Annotated in this window: 17 protein-coding genes and 1 riboswitch; of the genes, 11 read left to right on the forward strand and 6 right to left on the reverse strand. The window is 65.8% G+C overall.

Features of this window, described 5'->3' with window-relative positions; translation table 11 throughout:
- The first annotated feature begins 4 nt into the window (after window positions 1–4).
- The 7 genes from AB0C34_RS11900 to AB0C34_RS11930 all read left to right on the forward strand — a co-directional run bounded on the left by AB0C34_RS11900 (window position 5) and on the right by AB0C34_RS11930 (window position 8,091).
- Window positions 5–427 (forward strand): rhodanese-like domain-containing protein, encoded by a 423-nt coding sequence (locus AB0C34_RS11900; protein ID WP_357071286.1) that lies wholly within the window; start codon window positions 5–7, stop codon window positions 425–427.
- 293 nt (window positions 428–720) lie between these two features.
- Window positions 721–2,187, forward strand: coding sequence for a lysine--tRNA ligase (gene lysS, locus AB0C34_RS11905; protein WP_357071289.1), 1,467 nt, complete (start codon window positions 721–723; stop codon window positions 2,185–2,187).
- Window positions 2,188–2,302: 115 nt separating this feature from the next.
- A complete protein-coding gene (locus tag AB0C34_RS11910; protein WP_357070285.1) occupies window positions 2,303–2,662 on the forward strand; it encodes an Lsr2 family protein in 360 nt (119 codons plus the stop codon).
- 183 nt (window positions 2,663–2,845) lie between these two features.
- Window positions 2,846–3,493: an FHA domain-containing protein gene (locus AB0C34_RS11915; RefSeq protein ID WP_357070287.1), complete on the forward strand. Its 648-nt coding sequence runs from the start codon at window positions 2,846–2,848 to the stop codon at window positions 3,491–3,493.
- 133 nt (window positions 3,494–3,626) lie between these two features.
- A complete protein-coding gene (locus AB0C34_RS11920; protein ID WP_357070289.1) occupies window positions 3,627–4,217 on the forward strand; it encodes an anthrone oxygenase family protein in 591 nt (196 codons plus the stop codon).
- Window positions 4,218–4,308: 91 nt separating this feature from the next.
- Entirely contained in the window at window positions 4,309–5,250 is a 942-nt protein-coding gene (locus AB0C34_RS11925) for a lipase (RefSeq protein WP_357070291.1), read from the forward strand.
- A 285-nt stretch (window positions 5,251–5,535) separates the two neighbouring features.
- Window positions 5,536–8,091, forward strand: a complete 2,556-nt coding sequence (locus tag AB0C34_RS11930) for an ATP-dependent Clp protease ATP-binding subunit (protein ID WP_357071292.1) — start codon at window positions 5,536–5,538, stop codon at window positions 8,089–8,091.
- 196 nt (window positions 8,092–8,287) lie between these two features.
- Here AB0C34_RS11930 and AB0C34_RS11935 read toward each other — a convergent pair whose 3' ends face one another.
- Window positions 8,288–9,694 carry a histidine kinase gene (locus tag AB0C34_RS11935; protein ID WP_357070293.1) on the reverse strand — a complete coding sequence of 469 codons (1,407 nt, stop codon included), beginning with the start codon at window positions 9,692–9,694 and terminating at the stop codon, window positions 8,288–8,290.
- A 461-nt stretch (window positions 9,695–10,155) separates the two neighbouring features.
- Here AB0C34_RS11935 and AB0C34_RS11940 point away from each other — a divergent pair, with 461 nt between their 5' ends.
- Window positions 10,156–10,596, forward strand: a complete 441-nt coding sequence (locus tag AB0C34_RS11940) for an OsmC family peroxiredoxin (RefSeq protein WP_357070295.1) — start codon at window positions 10,156–10,158, stop codon at window positions 10,594–10,596.
- A gap of 295 nt (window positions 10,597–10,891) precedes the next feature.
- Here the strand turns inward: AB0C34_RS11940 and AB0C34_RS11945 are convergent, their stop codons facing one another.
- From AB0C34_RS11945 to mhuD, 3 genes are all read right to left on the reverse strand, one after another.
- Window positions 10,892–11,683, reverse strand: a complete 792-nt coding sequence (locus AB0C34_RS11945; protein ID WP_357070297.1) for a CbtA family protein — start codon at window positions 11,681–11,683, stop codon at window positions 10,892–10,894.
- Entirely contained in the window at window positions 11,674–11,868 is a 195-nt protein-coding gene (locus AB0C34_RS11950; protein WP_043685997.1) for a CbtB-domain containing protein, read from the reverse strand. Before AB0C34_RS11950 ends, AB0C34_RS11945 begins: the two co-directional genes overlap by 10 nt.
- Before the next feature lie 29 nt (window positions 11,869–11,897).
- A riboswitch (cobalamin riboswitch) is annotated at window positions 11,898–12,052 on the reverse strand.
- A gap of 79 nt (window positions 12,053–12,131) precedes the next feature.
- On the reverse strand, window positions 12,132–12,446 hold the full coding sequence (mhuD, locus tag AB0C34_RS11955) for a mycobilin-forming heme oxygenase MhuD (protein ID WP_357070299.1): 315 nt from the start codon (window positions 12,444–12,446) through the stop codon (window positions 12,132–12,134).
- A gap of 59 nt (window positions 12,447–12,505) precedes the next feature.
- Here mhuD and AB0C34_RS11960 point away from each other — a divergent pair, with 59 nt between their 5' ends.
- Window positions 12,506–13,255 carry an alpha/beta hydrolase gene (locus AB0C34_RS11960; protein ID WP_357070301.1) on the forward strand — a complete coding sequence of 250 codons (750 nt, stop codon included), beginning with the start codon at window positions 12,506–12,508 and terminating at the stop codon, window positions 13,253–13,255.
- Between the two features lie 214 nt (window positions 13,256–13,469).
- Here AB0C34_RS11960 and AB0C34_RS11965 read toward each other — a convergent pair whose 3' ends face one another.
- On the reverse strand, window positions 13,470–14,390 hold the full coding sequence (locus AB0C34_RS11965) for an A/G-specific adenine glycosylase (protein WP_357071295.1): 921 nt from the start codon (window positions 14,388–14,390) through the stop codon (window positions 13,470–13,472).
- Between the two features lie 86 nt (window positions 14,391–14,476).
- On the opposite strand from AB0C34_RS11965, the gene AB0C34_RS11970 reads away from it, so the two are divergent.
- Both AB0C34_RS11970 and AB0C34_RS11975 read left to right on the forward strand, forming a co-directional pair.
- The gene (locus AB0C34_RS11970; RefSeq protein ID WP_357070303.1) at window positions 14,477–15,100 is read left to right on the forward strand and encodes a carbonic anhydrase; all 624 of its coding nucleotides are present in this window, start codon (window positions 14,477–14,479) and stop codon (window positions 15,098–15,100) included.
- 117 nt (window positions 15,101–15,217) lie between these two features.
- The gene (locus tag AB0C34_RS11975) at window positions 15,218–15,901 is read left to right on the forward strand and encodes a hypothetical protein (protein ID WP_357070305.1); all 684 of its coding nucleotides are present in this window, start codon (window positions 15,218–15,220) and stop codon (window positions 15,899–15,901) included.
- A gap of 102 nt (window positions 15,902–16,003) precedes the next feature.
- On the opposite strand, the gene radA is transcribed toward AB0C34_RS11975, so the two are convergent.
- Window positions 16,004–17,401 (reverse strand): DNA repair protein RadA, encoded by a 1,398-nt coding sequence (radA, locus tag AB0C34_RS11980; RefSeq protein ID WP_357070307.1) that lies wholly within the window; start codon window positions 17,399–17,401, stop codon window positions 16,004–16,006.
- Window positions 17,402–17,657: the final 256 nt, after the last annotated feature.

Here is a 17,657-nt window from a genome sequence, read left to right on the forward strand (position 1 = left end):
CCGTTTGACGATCGATCAGATGCTCGACAACGCGCGGGCGCAGCTGGAGCGGATCTACGCCTTCGAATTGCCAGAGGCGCTGGACGGAGGCGCCATTCTGGTGGACATCCGGCCGCAGGCGCAGCGTGACCGCGAGGGCACTTTGCCCGGCGCTCTGGTGATCGAGCGCAATGTTCTGGAATGGCGGCTCGACCCGACCAGTTCTGCCCGACTGGCCCTGGCCGGCGATCACGACGTGGCGTGGGTGGTCGTCTGCTCGGAAGGCTTTACTTCCAGCCTGGCCGCCGCGGCCCTGCAACAACTCGGACTGCATCGGGCGACCGACCTGGTCGGCGGGTATCAGGCATTGAAGGCGGCTGGGCTGCTGAACGTTGCCGTGCGGGCTCCGCACTTCGCGCGCGCAGCCGACGCGCTCGCCGCACTGTAATTCTCTCGATCACTTCCATGTCGAATTAGTCGGGCGCTCAGGTCTTTTCGCGCACCTGATGATGTGTACCGGCTTTTTCGGCTGTCTGCGGTACCGGCAAACCGGCCCGCGGGCGGCCGGGGGACCGATGCTGATTCCTTACTCCGGAGTAGAGTGCGGGCGGCCCGCAAAACGATTTCCGGTGCACGCTAGGGTTGTTCGATGTGAGCCCTCGCAACCCCGCATCCTCCAGCGCATCCACATCGGATTCGCAGCCTGCTGTGGCGTCCGACGCCGGCGATGCTCCGGAGCAGATGCGGATTCGCCGGGAGAAGCGGGACCGGTTGCTCGCGGCCGGTGGTGAGGCATATCCGGTGGTCGTGCCACGCACACATGCCCTCGCTGAAATTCGGGCCGCATATCCCGACCTGGCCGCGGACACCAACACCGGGCAGCAGGTGGGTGTCGCCGGACGCGTCATATTCATGCGTAATACCGGCAAGTTGTGTTTCGCGACCCTGCAGGAGGGGGACGGCACCAAGCTGCAGGCGATGATCAGCCTGAACGGCGTCGGCGCGGACTTGCTTGCCACCTGGAAGACCGATGTCGACCTCGGCGACTTCGTTTACGTGCGCGGTGAGGTGATCTCGTCGCGAACCGGGGAGCTGAGTGTCATGGCCGATTCCTGGTTCATGGCGGCCAAGGCCCTACGCCCGCTACCGGTGGCGCATAAGGAGATGAACGAGGAGTCGCGAGTTCGGCAGCGTTATGTCGATCTGATCGTTCGTCCTGAGGCGCGGGAAATGGCTCGAACCCGTATCGCTGTTGTACGCGCGATGCGCAATGCGCTGGAACGCCGGGGTTTCCTCGAGGTGGAGACGCCGATGCTGCAGACGCTGCACGGTGGCGCGGCGGCGCGGCCGTTCGTCACCCATTCCAATGCGCTCGATTTGGACCTCTACCTGCGTATTGCTCCTGAATTATTTCTGAAACGCTGCGTTGTCGGTGGCTTGGAGCGGGTCTTCGAGATCAACCGGAACTTCCGAAACGAGGGTGCCGACTCCACGCATTCTCCGGAGTTCGCGATGTTGGAGACATACCAGGCATACGGCACCTATGACGATTCGGCGGTGATGATTCGGGAATTGGTGCAGGAAGTGGCCCAGGAGGTGTTCGGTACCCAGGTTGTGATGCTCGCGGACGGCACCGAATATGATCTCCGCGGAGAGTGGGCGACTGTCGAGATGTACCCCTCGCTGTCGGACGCGCTGGGTGTCGCGGTCACTCCGGATACGTCGATTGCGGAATTACGCGCACTCGCGGATCGGGTCGGTCTGGAAATTCCGGAGGACAAGGGCTTCGGACACGGGAAACTTGTCGAGGAACTGTGGGAACACCAGTATGGTGACAAGCTCTACGCACCGACTTTCGTGCGAAACTTCCCGGTGGAGACCTCGCCGCTGACCAGGCAGCACCGCAGTGAACCGGGTGTCACGGAGAAGTGGGACCTCTATGTGCGCGGCTTCGAGTTGGCCACTGGCTATTCGGAGTTGGTCGATCCGGTGATCCAGCGTGAGCGATTCGTCGATCAGGCGCGGCTGGCCGCGCAGGGCGACGACGAGGCGATGGCGCTCGACGAGGACTTCCTCGCCGCGATGGAGCACGGCATGCCGCCGACCACCGGAACAGGTATGGGAATCGATCGGTTGTTGATGGCCCTGACGGGATTGGGAATCCGAGAAACGATACTGTTCCCAATTGTGCGTCCGGTCACTCGCTGAGCATCGGATTGCATCGCAGCGACTCCGTCTTGGAATTTCCGGAATTCGAGGTATTCTTGCCTCGGGTAATCGGCCTAGTATGCGGGTCGCACGATTTCGAGAGGACGTTCATCTCATGGCAAAGAAGGTCACCGTTAGCCTGATCGACGATGTCGATGGTGAGTCCATCGCGGACGAGACCATCGAGTTTGCGATCGACGGTGTGTCGTACGAGATCGACCTGTCGTCGGCAAATGCGTCGAAGCTGCGCGACGGTTTGGAAGAGTGGGTTTCGAATGCGCGCCGGGTCAGTGGCCGGCGCCGGGTCAAGGCCGCCACGGCGGCGGCGGGCACCCCGAAGGGTCGGGTCTCCATCGACCGGGAACAAAGCGCCGCAATTCGCGAGTGGGCACGTCGGAATGGACACAAGGTGTCCGCGCGGGGCCGTATCTCCGCCGACATCACCGACGCCTACAACAAGGCCGCGAAGGGATAGTTGTATTTTTCGGCCGCCGTCCCGGCGAATCGTGCGACGTCGGGACGGCGGTCTTGTTTTGTGATAGGGCTTCGATATAGCTGCAGCACCGGATGGCACGGTGGCCACGGATAACGGACGAATCGGTCTTGCTCGCGGTAACCGAACGCGGCACCATGGAAACGTGCGATGGTCACTGGCGGTATGGAGAGGCGAGGTATCTGCGCAGTGACAGGATTCGTCGGATCATTCTTGCGGTTCATCGATGACACGGGTCGGCAGCAGGAGTTGACGCTCACCCCCGGCCAGGAGCGCGTCACGATCGGCCGTTCTCCGCACGCCGACTTGGCGCTGAGCTGGGACGCGGAGGTTTCGCGACTACACGCGGCGGTCGAGTACCTCGGCGCACACTGGACCATCGTCGACGACGGGCTTTCCCGCAACGGCACTTTCGTCAACGGCGACCGCCTTGTCGGCAGACGAAGGCTGATGGCGGGAGACGTCATCCGGGTCGGCACCTCGCGGGTTTCCTTCCACGACTTCGGCGGCGTCCACGACGACATCACGCGTACCTCGACCGGCTCGATTCCCACTGCCCGATCGCTCACCGACACGCAGCGTTCGGTGCTGATCGCGTTGTGCCGCCCGTACAAACACGGGGCGGGTTTCGCCACCCCCGCCTCCAACCAGCAGATCGCCGAGGAATTGTTCCTCAGTGTCGACGCGATCAAGACTCATCTGCGCGCGCTGTTCGCCAAATTCGGTGTGGAGGATCTTCCGCAGAATCAGAAGCGTGTGCGCTTGGCGGGTCTGGCCATGCAGAGCGGGCTCATTTCTGATCGGGATCTGTGAGGTCTGCGTCGTAGACGCTCGCGCAGCAGGCCGAGATTCTCGACCATGGAGCGTGACCGGGAAAGCGGCTTGACTCGGAGAAGAGCAGCCGGAGCGCCATCGACTCCGGCCGGTTTCCGAGCAGGAGGAAGTCATGACCGCCGCACGTCTCGCCGCACTGGTGCTTGCCACGCTGGCCACGGGCCTGATCGCCGGCCTTTTCTACGGGTACGCCAATTCGGTGCTGCCCGCGCTCGGACGCACCGATGATCGCGTCATGATCGACGTGATGCAGAAGATCAACGTGGTGATCATCAATCCATGGTTTATGAGCGGGTTCCTCGGCACTGTCGGCGGCACGATCGTGGCGGCGGCGCTACATCTGGGCAAGGAGCACCGCGGCATCCTGATCTGGATCGGGGTCGGATTGGTGCTCAACGTGATCGCCTTCGCGGTGACCTCCGGGTTGAACGTCCCGCTGAACGACCAGCTGGCCGCCGCGGGCGATCCCGCGTCGATCACCGATCTCACCACGGTTCGCGCCGATTTCGAATCCGCTTGGGTCCGTTGGAACATCATCCGTGCTGTGTTCCATACCTTGGCATTGCTGGCTCTATGCTGCGCGCTGTTCACGGCGGGCGTCCAGCACGGAAAATCGAGCATGGCGGGGGCTGCCGTCGCCGACCGTTTCGCGGCGTACAAGTACCCTGACCAGGTCGGCACGTCGGTACGTCAGCAGAATTAGTCTTACGGGCAACACGCCGAAATCGGCCCCGCCCGGGATACGCCCTGCGGTAGCTTCGCTGCAACCACATCTTCCGGACTTGGAGGCTATTGTGCGGCGTGTCTCAGGCTTGTCATTTCTGATCGTCCTGCTCGCCGCGATTTGCGCCGGCACGGCGAGTTCGGCGCACGCGGAGCGGTATCCGGTCGTTTACAACTTCTTCGAGGGCATCCCTGCGGAGCTGGCGAATCCCGGTGGTTCGCTGCCCGGCACCAACGACTGGTCGTGTCGGCCGAGCGCGGCGCACCCGAATCCCGTCGTCCTCGCGCACGGCACCGGTGGTGGCGCACAGACGAATTGGGGCGTGTACGCGCCTGTGCTGGCCAATGAGGGGTACTGCGTCTTTTCGGCCACCTACGGCGCCTACGACCTGCCGTGGCCCATGTCCGCTGTCGGCGGGATGCTGCCGATCGAGCAGAGCGCACCGCAACTCGCCGACTTCGTGCGCCGAGTGCGGGCCGCGACCGGCGCGGCAAAGGTCGATATCGTCGCCCACTCACAGGGCAACTTCATCGGCAACTACTTCATAAAGCGGCTCGGCGGCGCGGCCGAGGTGGACAAACTGGTCGGGTTGGCTCCGCCGTGGCAGGGCTCGAATGCCGGGGGTTTGGCCGAACTCGCTGAGTACAGCGCCCGGATGGGCGCGAAGCCGGCCTTCGACGCGGTCGCCGGGTTCGTGTGCCAGGCATGCCGCCAGGCTGTTCGGGGATCGGATTTCGTCCTCGCGATGAACTCCGACGGCGTCTACCACCCGAGCGTGGCCTACACGAATATCGCGACCGGTCTGGATGCGTCGGTGGTGCCGTACACCTCGGGGCTGGTTCCCGGGCCGAACGTGACGAATATCGTCGTCCAGGACGGCTGCGCCGCGGACCACTCCGATCATGTGGGCATCGCGGGAAGTCCGAGGGCCGCCGTCTACATGCTCAACGCCCTCGATCCCGTGCATCCGCGCCCGGTACCCTGCAGTTATATCGCGCCGTTCGCCGGGTGACCGCCGGCAGCGGCGGGCGGCACGGGCAGTGGCTGTCAGCCACCGCTGTTCGCTGAGGGCAAAACCCGGTCGGAAACGAATACCGCAATCCTCACGTTATGAGTGAATGACCGTGCTGTCGCCGGTCGGCATAGGGTGGACTGGCGGCGGCAACATTCCCCGCCAACTAGAGTGGAGGCGGGGGACGCAACCCCCGGGCTTCATGGCAGGTTGACGCCCACGGTTGTTACACAGCACACTGCGGCGTCTGTTGCCAGAATGTCGGAGCAGGAGAGTGAGGGAGCGATGTTCGAGAGGTTCACCGACCGCGCGAGGCGTGTCGTTGTCCTGGCCCAAGAAGAGGCCCGGATGCTCAACCACAACTACATCGGCACCGAGCACATCCTGCTGGGGCTGATTCACGAGGGTGAGGGCGTCGCGGCCAAGTCGCTCGAGTCGCTCGGCATTTCCCTGGAAGGCGTACGCAGCCAGGTGGAGGAGATCATCGGCCAGGGCCAGCAGGCTCCGTCCGGTCATATTCCGTTCACCCCGCGCGCCAAGAAGGTGCTCGAGCTGAGTTTGCGCGAAGCGCTGCAGCTCGGGCACAACTACATCGGCACCGAGCACATCCTGCTCGGGCTGATTCGCGAGGGCGAGGGCGTGGCGGCCCAGGTGCTGGTCAAGTTGGGCGCCGATCTCAACCGCGTGCGTCAGCAAGTCATCCAGCTGCTGTCCGGGTACCAGGGCAAGGAGCCGGTCGAGTCCGGTTCGCGTGGTGAAGCGGGTACCCCGTCCACCTCGCTGGTGCTCGACCAGTTCGGCCGAAATCTGACCCAAGCCGCGCTCGAAGGCAAGCTCGACCCGGTCATCGGCCGGTCGAAGGAGATCGAGCGGGTCATGCAGGTGCTCAGTCGCCGCACCAAGAACAACCCGGTGCTGATCGGCGAGCCCGGTGTCGGCAAGACCGCTGTGGTCGAGGGCCTCGCGCAGGCCATCGTCAACGGCGAGGTTCCCGAGACGCTGAAAGACAAGCAGCTCTACACCCTCGACCTGGGCTCTCTGGTCGCGGGAAGCCGGTACCGCGGTGATTTCGAAGAGCGCCTGAAGAAGGTGCTCAAGGAGATCAACACCCGTGGCGACATCATCCTGTTCATCGACGAGCTGCACACGCTGGTCGGGGCGGGCGCCGCCGAGGGTGCGATCGACGCGGCGTCGATCTTGAAGCCGAAACTGGCTCGTGGCGAGCTGCAGACGATTGGCGCCACCACTCTCGACGAGTACCGCAAGTACATCGAGAAGGATGCCGCCCTGGAGCGCCGGTTCCAGCCGGTCCAGGTGGGCGAGCCGACTGTCGAGCACACGATCAATATCCTCAAGGGCCTGCGGGACCGCTACGAGGCGCACCACCGGGTCTCCATCACCGACGGCGCGTTGGTAGCCGCCGCGACGCTGGCCGACCGCTACATCAACGACCGGTTCTTGCCGGACAAGGCGATCGACCTGATCGACGAGGCCGGCGCGCGGATGCGGATTCGCCGGATGACCGCTCCGCCGGACCTGCGCGAGTTCGACGACAAGATCGCCGACGCGCGCCGGGAGAAGGAGTCCGCGATCGATGCGCAGGACTTCGAGAAGGCCGCACGGCTGCGGGACAAGGAAAAGCAGCTCGTCGCCAAGCGGGCCGAGCGCGAGAAGCAATGGCGCTCAGGTGATCTGGACGTCGTGGCCGAGGTCGACGACGAGCAGATCGCCGAGGTGCTCGCCAATTGGACCGGTATCCCGGTGTTCAAGCTCACCGAGGAGGAGACGACCCGTCTGCTCCGTATGGAGGACGAGCTGCACAAGCGGATCATCGGTCAGGAGGACGCGGTCAAGGCGGTCTCCAAGGCGATCCGCCGTACCCGTGCCGGTCTGAAGGACCCGAAGCGGCCGTCCGGCTCGTTCATCTTCGCCGGGCCGTCCGGCGTTGGTAAGACCGAGCTGTCCAAGGCGCTGGCGAACTTCCTGTTCGGCGACGACGACGCGCTCATCCAGATCGATATGGGCGAGTTCCACGACCGCTTCACCGCCTCACGCCTGTTCGGTGCCCCTCCGGGCTACGTCGGCTACGAGGAGGGCGGCCAGCTCACCGAGAAGGTGCGCCGCAAGCCGTTCTCGGTCGTGCTGTTCGACGAGATCGAAAAGGCGCACCAGGAGATCTACAACACGCTGTTGCAGGTCTTGGAGGACGGCCGCCTCACCGACGGCCAAGGTCGGACCGTGGACTTCAAGAACACGGTGCTGATCTTCACCTCGAACCTCGGTACGTCGGATATCTCGAAGGCCGTCGGCTTGGGCTTCACGCAGAGCAACGCCGAGGGTTCGAACTACGAGCGGATGAAGCTCAAGGTCAACGATGAGTTGAAGAAGCACTTCCGGCCCGAGTTCCTCAACCGCATCGATGACGTCATCGTGTTCCACCAGCTGACGACCGACCAGATCGTGCAGATGGTGGACCTGATGATCAACCGTGTCGAGAAGCAACTGAAGAACAAGGACATGGCGCTCGAACTCTCCGAGCAGGGCAAGGCGCTGTTGGCCAAGCGTGGCTTCGACCCCGTGCTCGGTGCCCGGCCGCTGCGCCGGACCATCCAGCGCGAGATCGAGGACCAGCTGTCGGAGAAGATCCTCTTCGGCGAGATCGGCCCCGGCCAGACCGTCGTCGTCGATGTCGAAGGCTGGGATGGCGAGGGCTCCGGTGAGAATGCCAAGTTCACGTTCACCGGCAAGGCGAAACTGACCAAGGCTCCCAGTGCGGAGAAGCCTGAAGTCGTGCTGACCGGCGCGGCCGAAGGTCCCGTCGAGTCGGCGTCTGGCGAGTAAGTCATACGACAAGGCCCGTGCACACCGAATCGGTGCGCACGGGCTTTTTCGTGTCCAGGGCCGAAATCGCGGCGCGCAGAAGTCCGACCATGGGCGCCACCGGCCGTCGTAATGGTCGGTGGCGGGCGCGTACTGGCGTGCATCAGAGCGTCTGCTGACATCAGCCCGACCGCTCTGTCCTGTCCGGTGGTGTGTGCTATTGCTTCGCGGGCTGGTCGGATGCGCTTGGCTGCCCTGCGGCAAGGTGGTGCGGAGAGTTGTTCGGCGCCGTCGGTTTCGGCTCCGCCGCGTGCGCGGGCAGTCGGGCCGCGACCCGGAATCCGCCGCTCGGGCGCGGGCCCGCCGTGAGCGCGCCGCCGAGCGCGTGCGCCCGCTCCCGCATGCCGATGATGCCGTTGCCTCCGCTCGTGCCGGACCTCGGCGTTGGTGCTCCCGTAGGCCGGGCGTTGTCGACGGTGATGTCGATCGAATCCGCGGTGTAGCGCACGGTCACCATGGCGTCAGCGCCCGGCGCATGCAGTACTACGTTGGTCAGCGACTCCTGGATGATCCGTGCTGCTGCCACGTCGATCACGCTGGGCAGCGGCTGCGGAGTGCCGCGAACCTGGGCGCCGACCGTCAGGCCGGTCGCGCGGGGGAGTCGAAGCAACTGTTCCAGGTCGCCGATGCTCGGTGTGGGAGAACGTGGCGCCGGTGTGGGTTCGACGACCCCATCGCCCCGTCCAGCACGGTTGTTCGCGGTCGAATCTCGTTCGCTCGCTGCCGATTTGTTTCGGGTTGGTTCGGGGCCGCGGCGGGTGCGCCGACGTCTGACCTGCTCGTCCTCGGGGGAGTCGCGCGCCGACTCGTCCGCTGTGGCCACCGTTGCGGAACGGATCGTGTGCAGCAGCGAATGCATATCCGCCAGCGCATCGCGGCTCGCGGTCTTGATTGCCGTCAGTGCGGACTCCGCCTGCTCCGGTTTCTTGTCGAGCAGTTCCAGTGCCACCGACGATTGCACATTGATCAGCGAAAGGCTGTGTGCCAGACCATCGTGCAGCTCGCGCGCGCCGGCGAGACGTTCCTCGCCGGTCCGCCGTTCGCGCTGCGCGACCGCTTCCCTGCGCGCGGCCTCGGCCTGCTGCCTGCGTGCGACGAAGACCGCCTTGCGCTGGCGAACGACCTCGACCACCAAGACCAACACCGCCAGCCACGCCAACAGCGCGAATACCCGCCACGTGGTGGCAGATCGGCCCAGCAGGGCGGGCAGCGGCCAGATCAGAGCCAGAGCGCAGAGCGGGACGAGTGGGTAGGTCCACCAACGGGATCCGGTGCTCGCGGCAGTGAGAAACGCGGTGACCAGCGAGACGGCAATCGGCCCGTCCCCGTAGCCGAGCAGGACATATGTCAGGCACACCGCGAGGGCGACGACGAATACCGGCACCGGGTATGCCCGCCGCCAGATCAGCGCCACCGGCCCGGCAAGCAACAGCAGGTAGCCGATGATGTCGAGCGGCAGCACCCCGGTCTGCTCCATGTTCGCGAACGTGCCCCCGACCAGCTGAATCGCGGCCACGACAAGCGCGACTCCGCGGTCCAAGCCGACCGAACTCCGATCCGTCATCCCTGCCACCCGCACCCCAGTAGCCTATGCGGCTCGGCATTGATTCGAGGCCCGCCTCGAAACGTATTTCTCGGATATCTCAGGCGGCGCTGTCCGTTGGCATTGCTCGGCGGCGTTCAGTGGTATCGGCTTGATCGGCCTCGGCGTGTCATCGACGTAGGTCCAGCGCGGGCGCCCGTTCGCGCTGCCCTCGAAGACATCCTGCGGATCAGGGTGACGGATTCGCGGCGATCCGAGCGCGGCGGCGGTGTGGTCGGGCGTCGCCCGGAATTCGCTTGGTGTGCGCTGGATTTGCCGATGCGGGGTGATACGTGCGGAGTGGTCGATGCGGGACGGAGCATGCGAAGGATCGGTGCGGCTCGGCCGATGCGCCGGTGCGATCGACGTACCGGTGCGCCTGAGCGAGCCGACCAGGGTAGGTTCGAGGTGAATCGTCACACATCATCGGCGAAAGGACCGTGATGCCCACACGTACCGCTCGTACTGCTTGGACCGGCACTCTGCAGGAAGGTTCCGGACAGGTTGAGCTGGCCAGTTCGGGGGTCGGCAAGTACGACGTGTCGTTCCCCAAACGTGCGGCGGAGGACGCCGACGGCACCACCAGTCCGGAGGAACTGATCGCGGCCGCGCACTCGTCCTGCTACGCGATGGCCCTCTCGGCGCAGCTCGGTAACGCCGGCAGCACCCCGGAGAGCCTGGATGTCACAGCCGACGTGACCCTGGGCCCCGATCCGGCAGGCGGCTTCCGGATCAGCGGAATCAAGTTGACGGTTCGCGGGCGCGTCCCCGGCGTCGATGCCGAGGCCTTCCAGGCTGCCGCCGAAGCTGCCAAGGCCGGCTGCCCCGTGAGCAAGGCACTCGCGGGCGTGGACCACATCACCCTGGATGCGACCCTCGCGTAGTTCGCGCAGTTGTTTGGTTCTCCGCACACTCCGTGGGTGTGCGAGGAGCCATGCGGAAGTGCGAAGAATCAGCGTGAGTTGCGGGCCGCGCCGAGCGGTGTAGCGGGCGCGATGGCGATCAGGATGGCATTCGTCTTCGCCGATAGGCGCTGTCCGCGAGCAATGCAATGGCGAGACCGACGAACGCGACAAGAATGGCGGCGTCCGGCGACGGGGCTGCGCGGTAAGCGCGCAACGGTACGGGCCAGAACGAAAAAGGCAGCGCCGACACTTGCTGTTGCGATCCGGACGCCGATCAGCCTGGGGAAGCGACCGAGTCCCGTACCTGAGCGGCAGTCCGCGTCGCGAATTCGGTGAGGGCCGCGAAACCGAGGGTCAAGGCGGCCCATAGCGTGGCCGTCTCGGCCAGCGACGACACCCGGAACTGCCACAGTAGAGTGGCGGGGAACTCGTTGCTCACCTCGTTGACGCCGGGCAACAGGATGTAGCCGAGCGTCGTCACCGAGACGAAGCCGACGACGCCCCCGATCAGCCGCACCGTGAACAGTTGTCCGCGCAGCGCCTTGAATACGGATGTCGCCGCGGCGACGGCCACGATGCCGAGCAGCACCGCCGCCATCCAGAGCAGGGTCCGTTCGTTGATGGTGTCCGGATCACCCACGGCGGGTGGGTTGGCTGGGTATTTGAAGAACGGCACCGCAACGATCGCGAGCCAACCGCCGACGCCGAGTGTCAAGGCGAGTCTCGGCCCGGGCAGCGTGGTGTAGCGCCGCGCGACATGCGCGACCGAGGCGTAGATGGCGCCGAGGGCGAGGCCTGCCAACCCGAGTGCGAGAAATTGGCCCGCCTTCTGTCCGGTGCGGCTCACCAACGGCGCTTCTTCGGCACCGTGCGAATGCCCGCCTGACGGTTCGGAATCCTCGCTGTGCGCGTGTCCGCCCGCGGAGTGGGCTTCTTCGATGGCGATCGCGGCGTCGACCTTGGGCTCACCGACGAAATAACCTACCGTCGCGGCCAATAGCCCGGCGATCAGGCCGGCGAGTAGACCGCGCAACAGCAGGGACGTGAGCGAACCGGTCAGTGGCACGGAAGCCCCAGCAGGTGGCGTCCGTCATGCATCAGCTCATGCAGGTACATCCCGCTGCGCGAGATGGCGCCCTGGTCGAATCCGACCAGATACAGCGTGAGCAGTGCGAGAAGAACGACACCGACCGTGACGAGCACGGTGGCCAGGGAATCGGTTGCCCGGCTGGGTGAATGCGCGATGGCCATTCGAGTCCTCCTTGGGATGCGCGTCCCATCGGGTGGTGGCGCGACGATGCCGGTGTCTGGCTTTCCGGCACCGATTACCCGGTGCCGGCAATACAGTGGCGCGACCGCTCCGGAATCACACCGGAATTACCGCATCACCATCGCGTTTGTCTTTCGAACTGTGACACCTGCGGACGCCCGACGTCAATAGGATCGGGACGCCCGTACCACGGCGTCGGGCGAGTCGCCGGGCAGAGCGCGCTGCCCGGCGGTGGTATTCGGTATCAGCCCGCCGGCTTCGCGGCGACGTCGAGTACGACCTCGAACTCGAGCAGCGATGCGCCCGTCGAGACTGGCTTCTTACGCTCGCCCGCGTGTGCCTCGCGCGCGGGTCCGTCGCGCCAGGCCGCGAAGGATTCCTCCGAATCCCACTGGGTGACAACGAAGTACCGATTCTCTCCGGCGACCGGGCGCAACAGCTGGAACCCCAGGAAACCCGGCGAATTCTCGACCGCGTGCGCACGATGGGCGAAACGCTTCTCCAGTTCAGGACCCGCGCCCTCGGGGATCTCGATCGCATTGATCTTCACAACAGCCATGGAACCAAGCTAGCGGTTCGCGTCGAGTTGCCGCTCGGGGCCTCAGTATTGTCGAGCCGATGTTGCACGACGAGGGCGGAGCAGGCGCGCCGATCCTGCTGCTGCACGGACTGATGGGCAGTGCGCGCACCTGGCGCGATCAGCTGGGCTGGTTACGCGAGTACGGGCACGTCTACACCTTCGACTCGGCAGGACACGGCAGGCCCGCCCCCGACGAGCCGACCACCGAGGCGTTCGTGGCGGATCTGGCCGCAGGCACGGTGGAGATCGCCGAGCCGATGGTCCTGATCGGCCATTCGATGGGTGCGCTGCACGGCTGGGTATTCGCCGCGACGTACCCCGAGCGGGTGCGTGCGCTGGTGATAGAGGACATCGCACCGGATTTCACCGGCCGTACCGCCGCGGACTGGGCCGCGATGATCGAGGCATGGCCGCAGCCGTTTCCCGACGCCGAGGCCGTGCTGTCGTTCTTCGGCCCGGTCGCCGGGCCGTACTTCCTGAATTCGTTCGAGCATGGACCGGACGGATACCGGCTGCACGGCTCGGTTGCCGCTTTCCGCGAAATCTCCGAGGAGTGGGGCATCCGCGACTTCTGGCCGCAATGGCGCGCGATCCGGGCGCCTGCCCTGTTGCTGGAGGGCGAACATGGCATCACTCCGGCGGGGCAGATGCGGCAGATGGCCGCCACGCACCCTGGTGCCGACTACGTGCTGGTCCCGGACGCGGGTCATCTGGTGCACGACGACCAGCCGGAGCGCTACCGGGCGGAAGTCGAGCGCTTCCTGGATCGCGTATTCGGTGGCGGCTAGCCTTTCGACACGACACGACACGACACGACACGACACGACACGAGCCGTTTCCGGCTTTCGGTGGGTTGCCGGTTGCGCGACGGTCCGTGGTTATCCGGACCTACGGACCGATCGGTTCGATGTCATTCTGGGCGGATGACCTGACCGGCGCCCGCGAGGCGGTTCGTTCAGCCGGTGCGAGTGGCCCGGTGTGCCGTTGCAACGCGGGTGCCCGTCATGCGGTCTCCGTGCTGAGCCCGCCCTCGCCCGCGAGCGCGAACAGCCCATCCGGGGTCTGTTCGATCAAGCCGTCCACCAGCAGCGAATCCAGGGCGCGAGCGCGCTGGCCGGAGTCGCGGGTCCAGGCGAGATCGAGGCGTATTCGTTCGACCGGCCCGCTGGCGGCGCGCAGCACGTCCAGTAGGCGACCGCGCGCTTGGCGGTCGGTGCCCTCATACTTCTGGGTGCGGCGGACTACCTCGGTCACCGGGCGGCCCGCGTCGACCCAGGCGCATCGCGGCAGCGGGCAGCGCGAGCACACAGGGGTGCGTGCGGTACACACCGTCGCTCCGAGTTCCATCAGCGCCGCCGAGAACACCGCGGCGTGGTCGATCCGGCGCGGCAGCAGAGCCTCGGTCTCCGGCAAGTCGCGCGAGGACGGGTTCCCCGCCTCCGCGCGCCCGTGCACGGCCCGGGCGACCACTCGACGGACATTCGTATCGACCACCGGGACCCGCTGGCCGTAGGCGAAACAGGCGACGGCGCGCGCGGTGTACGCGCCGATGCCGGGCAGACCGAGTAGTACGTCCACCTCGTCGGGAACCGCGTCACCATGCTCGACCGCCAGCACTCGGGCGCACTCGTGCAACCGCAGCGCGCGGCGCGGATACCCGAGCTTGCCCCATGCCCGCAGCACCTCGGCCTGCGAGGAAGCGGCCATCGCGGAGGGGACCGGCCAGCGCGCCACCCACTCCCGCCAGACCGGTTCGACGCGCACCACCGGAGTCTGCTGCAACATGATCTCGCTCATCAGAATCTGCCACGCGGTGACACCGGGTCGGCGCCACGGCAGGTCGCGCGCCGTCTCCTGATACCAGTCCAGCAACGTGTCGGTGTCGATACCGTTGCGTGCGCCGTTCTGCACTGTCCTCACTATTCCTATCCCACCGCCGCGGTCGCTATTTGCCGACCTGTAACCGACCGAACTCGCTGGTAACACCCGTCACGTGCACAATGGTCGGTATGCCTGATTCCAACCCGATCAGCGCCTGGAAGTCCCTGCGGGAGGGCAACGAGCGCTTCGTCAACGGTGAGCTGCTGCATCCTAGCCAGGGTGCAGCCGACCGGGCCAAACTCGTCAGTGGCCAGCATCCGCACGCGATTTTGTTCGGTTGCGGTGACTCGCGAGTCGCGGCCGAGTTGATCTTCGACCAGGGTCTCGGTGACATGTTCGTGGTGCGCACCGCGGGCCATGTGGTCGACAGTTCGGTGCTCGGTTCGATCGAGTACGGGGTGCAGGTGCTCAACGTGCCGTTGATCGTAGTGCTCGGGCACGACAGCTGCGGCGCGGTGAAGGCGACCATCGACGCGCTCGACGGTGGCGAGGTTCCCGGCGGATTCATCCGCAGCGTGGTCGAGCGAGTCACGCCGTCCATTCTGATCGGGCGGCGGGAAGGCTTGTCCACCGTCGACGAGATGGAGGCCAGGCATGTGGTGGAGACCAGTCGCCTGCTCATGCAGCGGTCGATGATCATCTCGCAACGAGTCGCGACCGGTGAGTGCGCGATTGCCAGCGTGACGTACAAACTGGCCGAAGGCCGGGTGCAACTCCACCGTGTCGTCGGCAATATCGGCGAGCTGGCCTGACCAGGTAGCGCGAATTTTCCCAGCGTGTGAGCCAGAATCGGCTGAACCGAGTCTGCCCACCGCCGACACGCCGTGCCCCTGAGGCGTTGCACCCGACCGTGCCCTTACCGTTGAGTCGTGCTGGAACCGCATGGACCGCTGCCACCGGAGATCTATTGGCGTCGACGCGTATTCGCCATCGGTATCCTCATCTCGGCGCTCGCGCTGGTGATCTGGCTGGTGGCGATGGTCGCGCACGGCGGTAATTCGCCGGGCGACGGCACCGCGGCGGCGTCGAGTTCGACCACCGTGGCGCAGAAATCCGGTGGCGGTTCATCGGTCAAGTCGTCGAGTAGTTCGGAAAGCCCGAGGCCGACCGGCAGTGCCATCGCGACCCCGAGTGAAACGCCTGCCGTGGCCGCGGGGCAGTGTCCGGACCAGTCGCTGGCCGTCAAGATCAGCGTTGATCAGCCGTCCTACAAGGTCGGCGATCAACCGAATCTTCGGATCGTCATCACGAACATTTCCAGCACCCAGTGCCAGCGCGATATGAACCTGTCCTCCATCCAGGCGTCGGTGTTGTCACTGGATGGATTGCGCCGATTGTGGACGAGCTCGGATTGCTCGCCCACCGAGGAGTCCAGCACGCGGATCCTCAAGCCCGGCGAGCAGGCCTTGTTCACCGTGCAGTGGTCGGGTATGACCTCTCAGATCGGGTGTCGCGGTGAGCGCGTGCAGGTTCCACCGGGCGCTTATCAAGCCGTCGCTCAATTCGGCCCGGTGCGCAGCGCTCCCGAACCCTTCAACCTGACCCCCGCCTGACGCCCGGCGGGTGCGAGCGCGACCCCGTCCTGGCGGCTGAGCGCACGCACCTCCGACGATGCTCTCCGCACCGGGATGACGCCGCGTGTGACGAGCTGGCGGTTACTCGCTGGCCTCCGGTTTGGCGTACGGCGCGCGTAACTTGGCCATCCGGATTGCCGAGCCCACATCGGTGACCTCGTGAATCCGTATACCGCCGCCGCTGACTCGATCCAGCCCCGGTGGCACCAGGGCGGTGGTGAAGCCGAGCCGCTCCGCCTCGGCCAACCGGCGTGCCAGCCCGGTCACTTTACGCACCTCACCGGCCAACCCGACCTCGCCGAGTATCACCCAGCCCGCGGGGATCGCCCGATCGGTTGCGGCACTCGCGAGGGCCAGCGCTATGGCCAGGTCCGCCGCGGGCTCGACCAGCCGCATACCACCAACGGTGGCGGCATAGACGTCGTGCTTGCCCAAGTACACCTTGCTGCGGCTCTGCAGCACGGCGAGCACCATGGCGACCCGGTTGTAGTCGAGCCCGCTCACCGCGCGGCGCGGGGCCGGAATCTGGGTCTCCAGGGTGAGTCCTTGCACCTCGCCGACCAGTGGCCGCTTACCGTCCATCGCCACGGTGACGGCGGTGCCGGATACCGAATCGGTCCGGTGGTGCAGGAACAGGCCGGACGGGTCGTCGACGCAGGCGATGCCGTCCTCGTGTAGTTCGAAACAGCCGACCTCGTCGGCGCTGCCGAAACGGTTCTTGAGGCCGCGCACCATGCGCAACGTGGAGTTCTTATCGCCTTCGAACTGCAGCACTACGTCGACCAAGTGCTCGAGCGTGCGCGGGCCCGCGACATTGCCGTCCTTGGTGACGTGCCCGACCAGCAACACCGCGATACCGCTCGCCTTGGCCAGCGAGGTCACCGCGGCGGTCACCGCGCGCACCTGGGTGACGCCGCCGATAACGCCGTCCACGTCCGGGGCGAGCATGGTCTGCACCGAATCGACTACGAGCAGTGTCGGGCGAACCTGTTCGACATGTCCGAGCACGATCGACAGATCCGACTCCGCGGCGAGATAGACCCGATCGTGCACCGCGCCGGTGCGATCGGCGCGCAGCCGGACCTGGCCCGCGGACTCCTCCGCGGTGACGTACAGCGACTTCTCGCCGGTCTGGGTCGCCCAGCGGTGCGCCACCTCGAGCAGCAGCGTCGACTTGCCCACTCCCGGCTCGCCCGAGAGCAAGACCACCGAACCGGGTACGATCCCACCGCCGAGCACTCGATCGAGTTCGCTCACCCCGGTCGGCCTCGCTTTGGTGACCTGCGAATCGATCCCCGAAATCGGGGTAGCCGCCGTACTCGGCAGCATCGCCTTGCGACCAGGCGCCCCAACGGCTCCCGCCGAGACGACCACCTCGCTCACGGTGCCCCACGCGCCGCACTCGGAACACTTGCCTACCCATTTCGCGACTTCGTGCGCACACGCGGAACACCGAAAGATCGGCTTGGTCTTGGCCACACGCGCACCTTACGTACCGCATCCGACAAGCAAGACACGACGCCGAAAAATGGCCGCCGCTCCCGATGCGTCAAGAGGTCGACATGGCCTCACCCAGCGAAACGACGCCGAACTCGCCATTCCTCCGTTTCCGGCACCCCCGCTACCGGGACCGCTGCGCCAGCCGCCAGCCGCCAGCCGCCAGCCGATCGCGATCGAGGTGGTGGTCGGCTGGAGAGTAGCTACGTGATCTGGTGCTCGGCGTGCTGTGCGGCCG

It is taken from the genome of Nocardia sp. NPDC049220, from assembly GCF_040647855.1.
Classification (GTDB): domain Bacteria; phylum Actinomycetota; class Actinomycetes; order Mycobacteriales; family Mycobacteriaceae; genus Nocardia.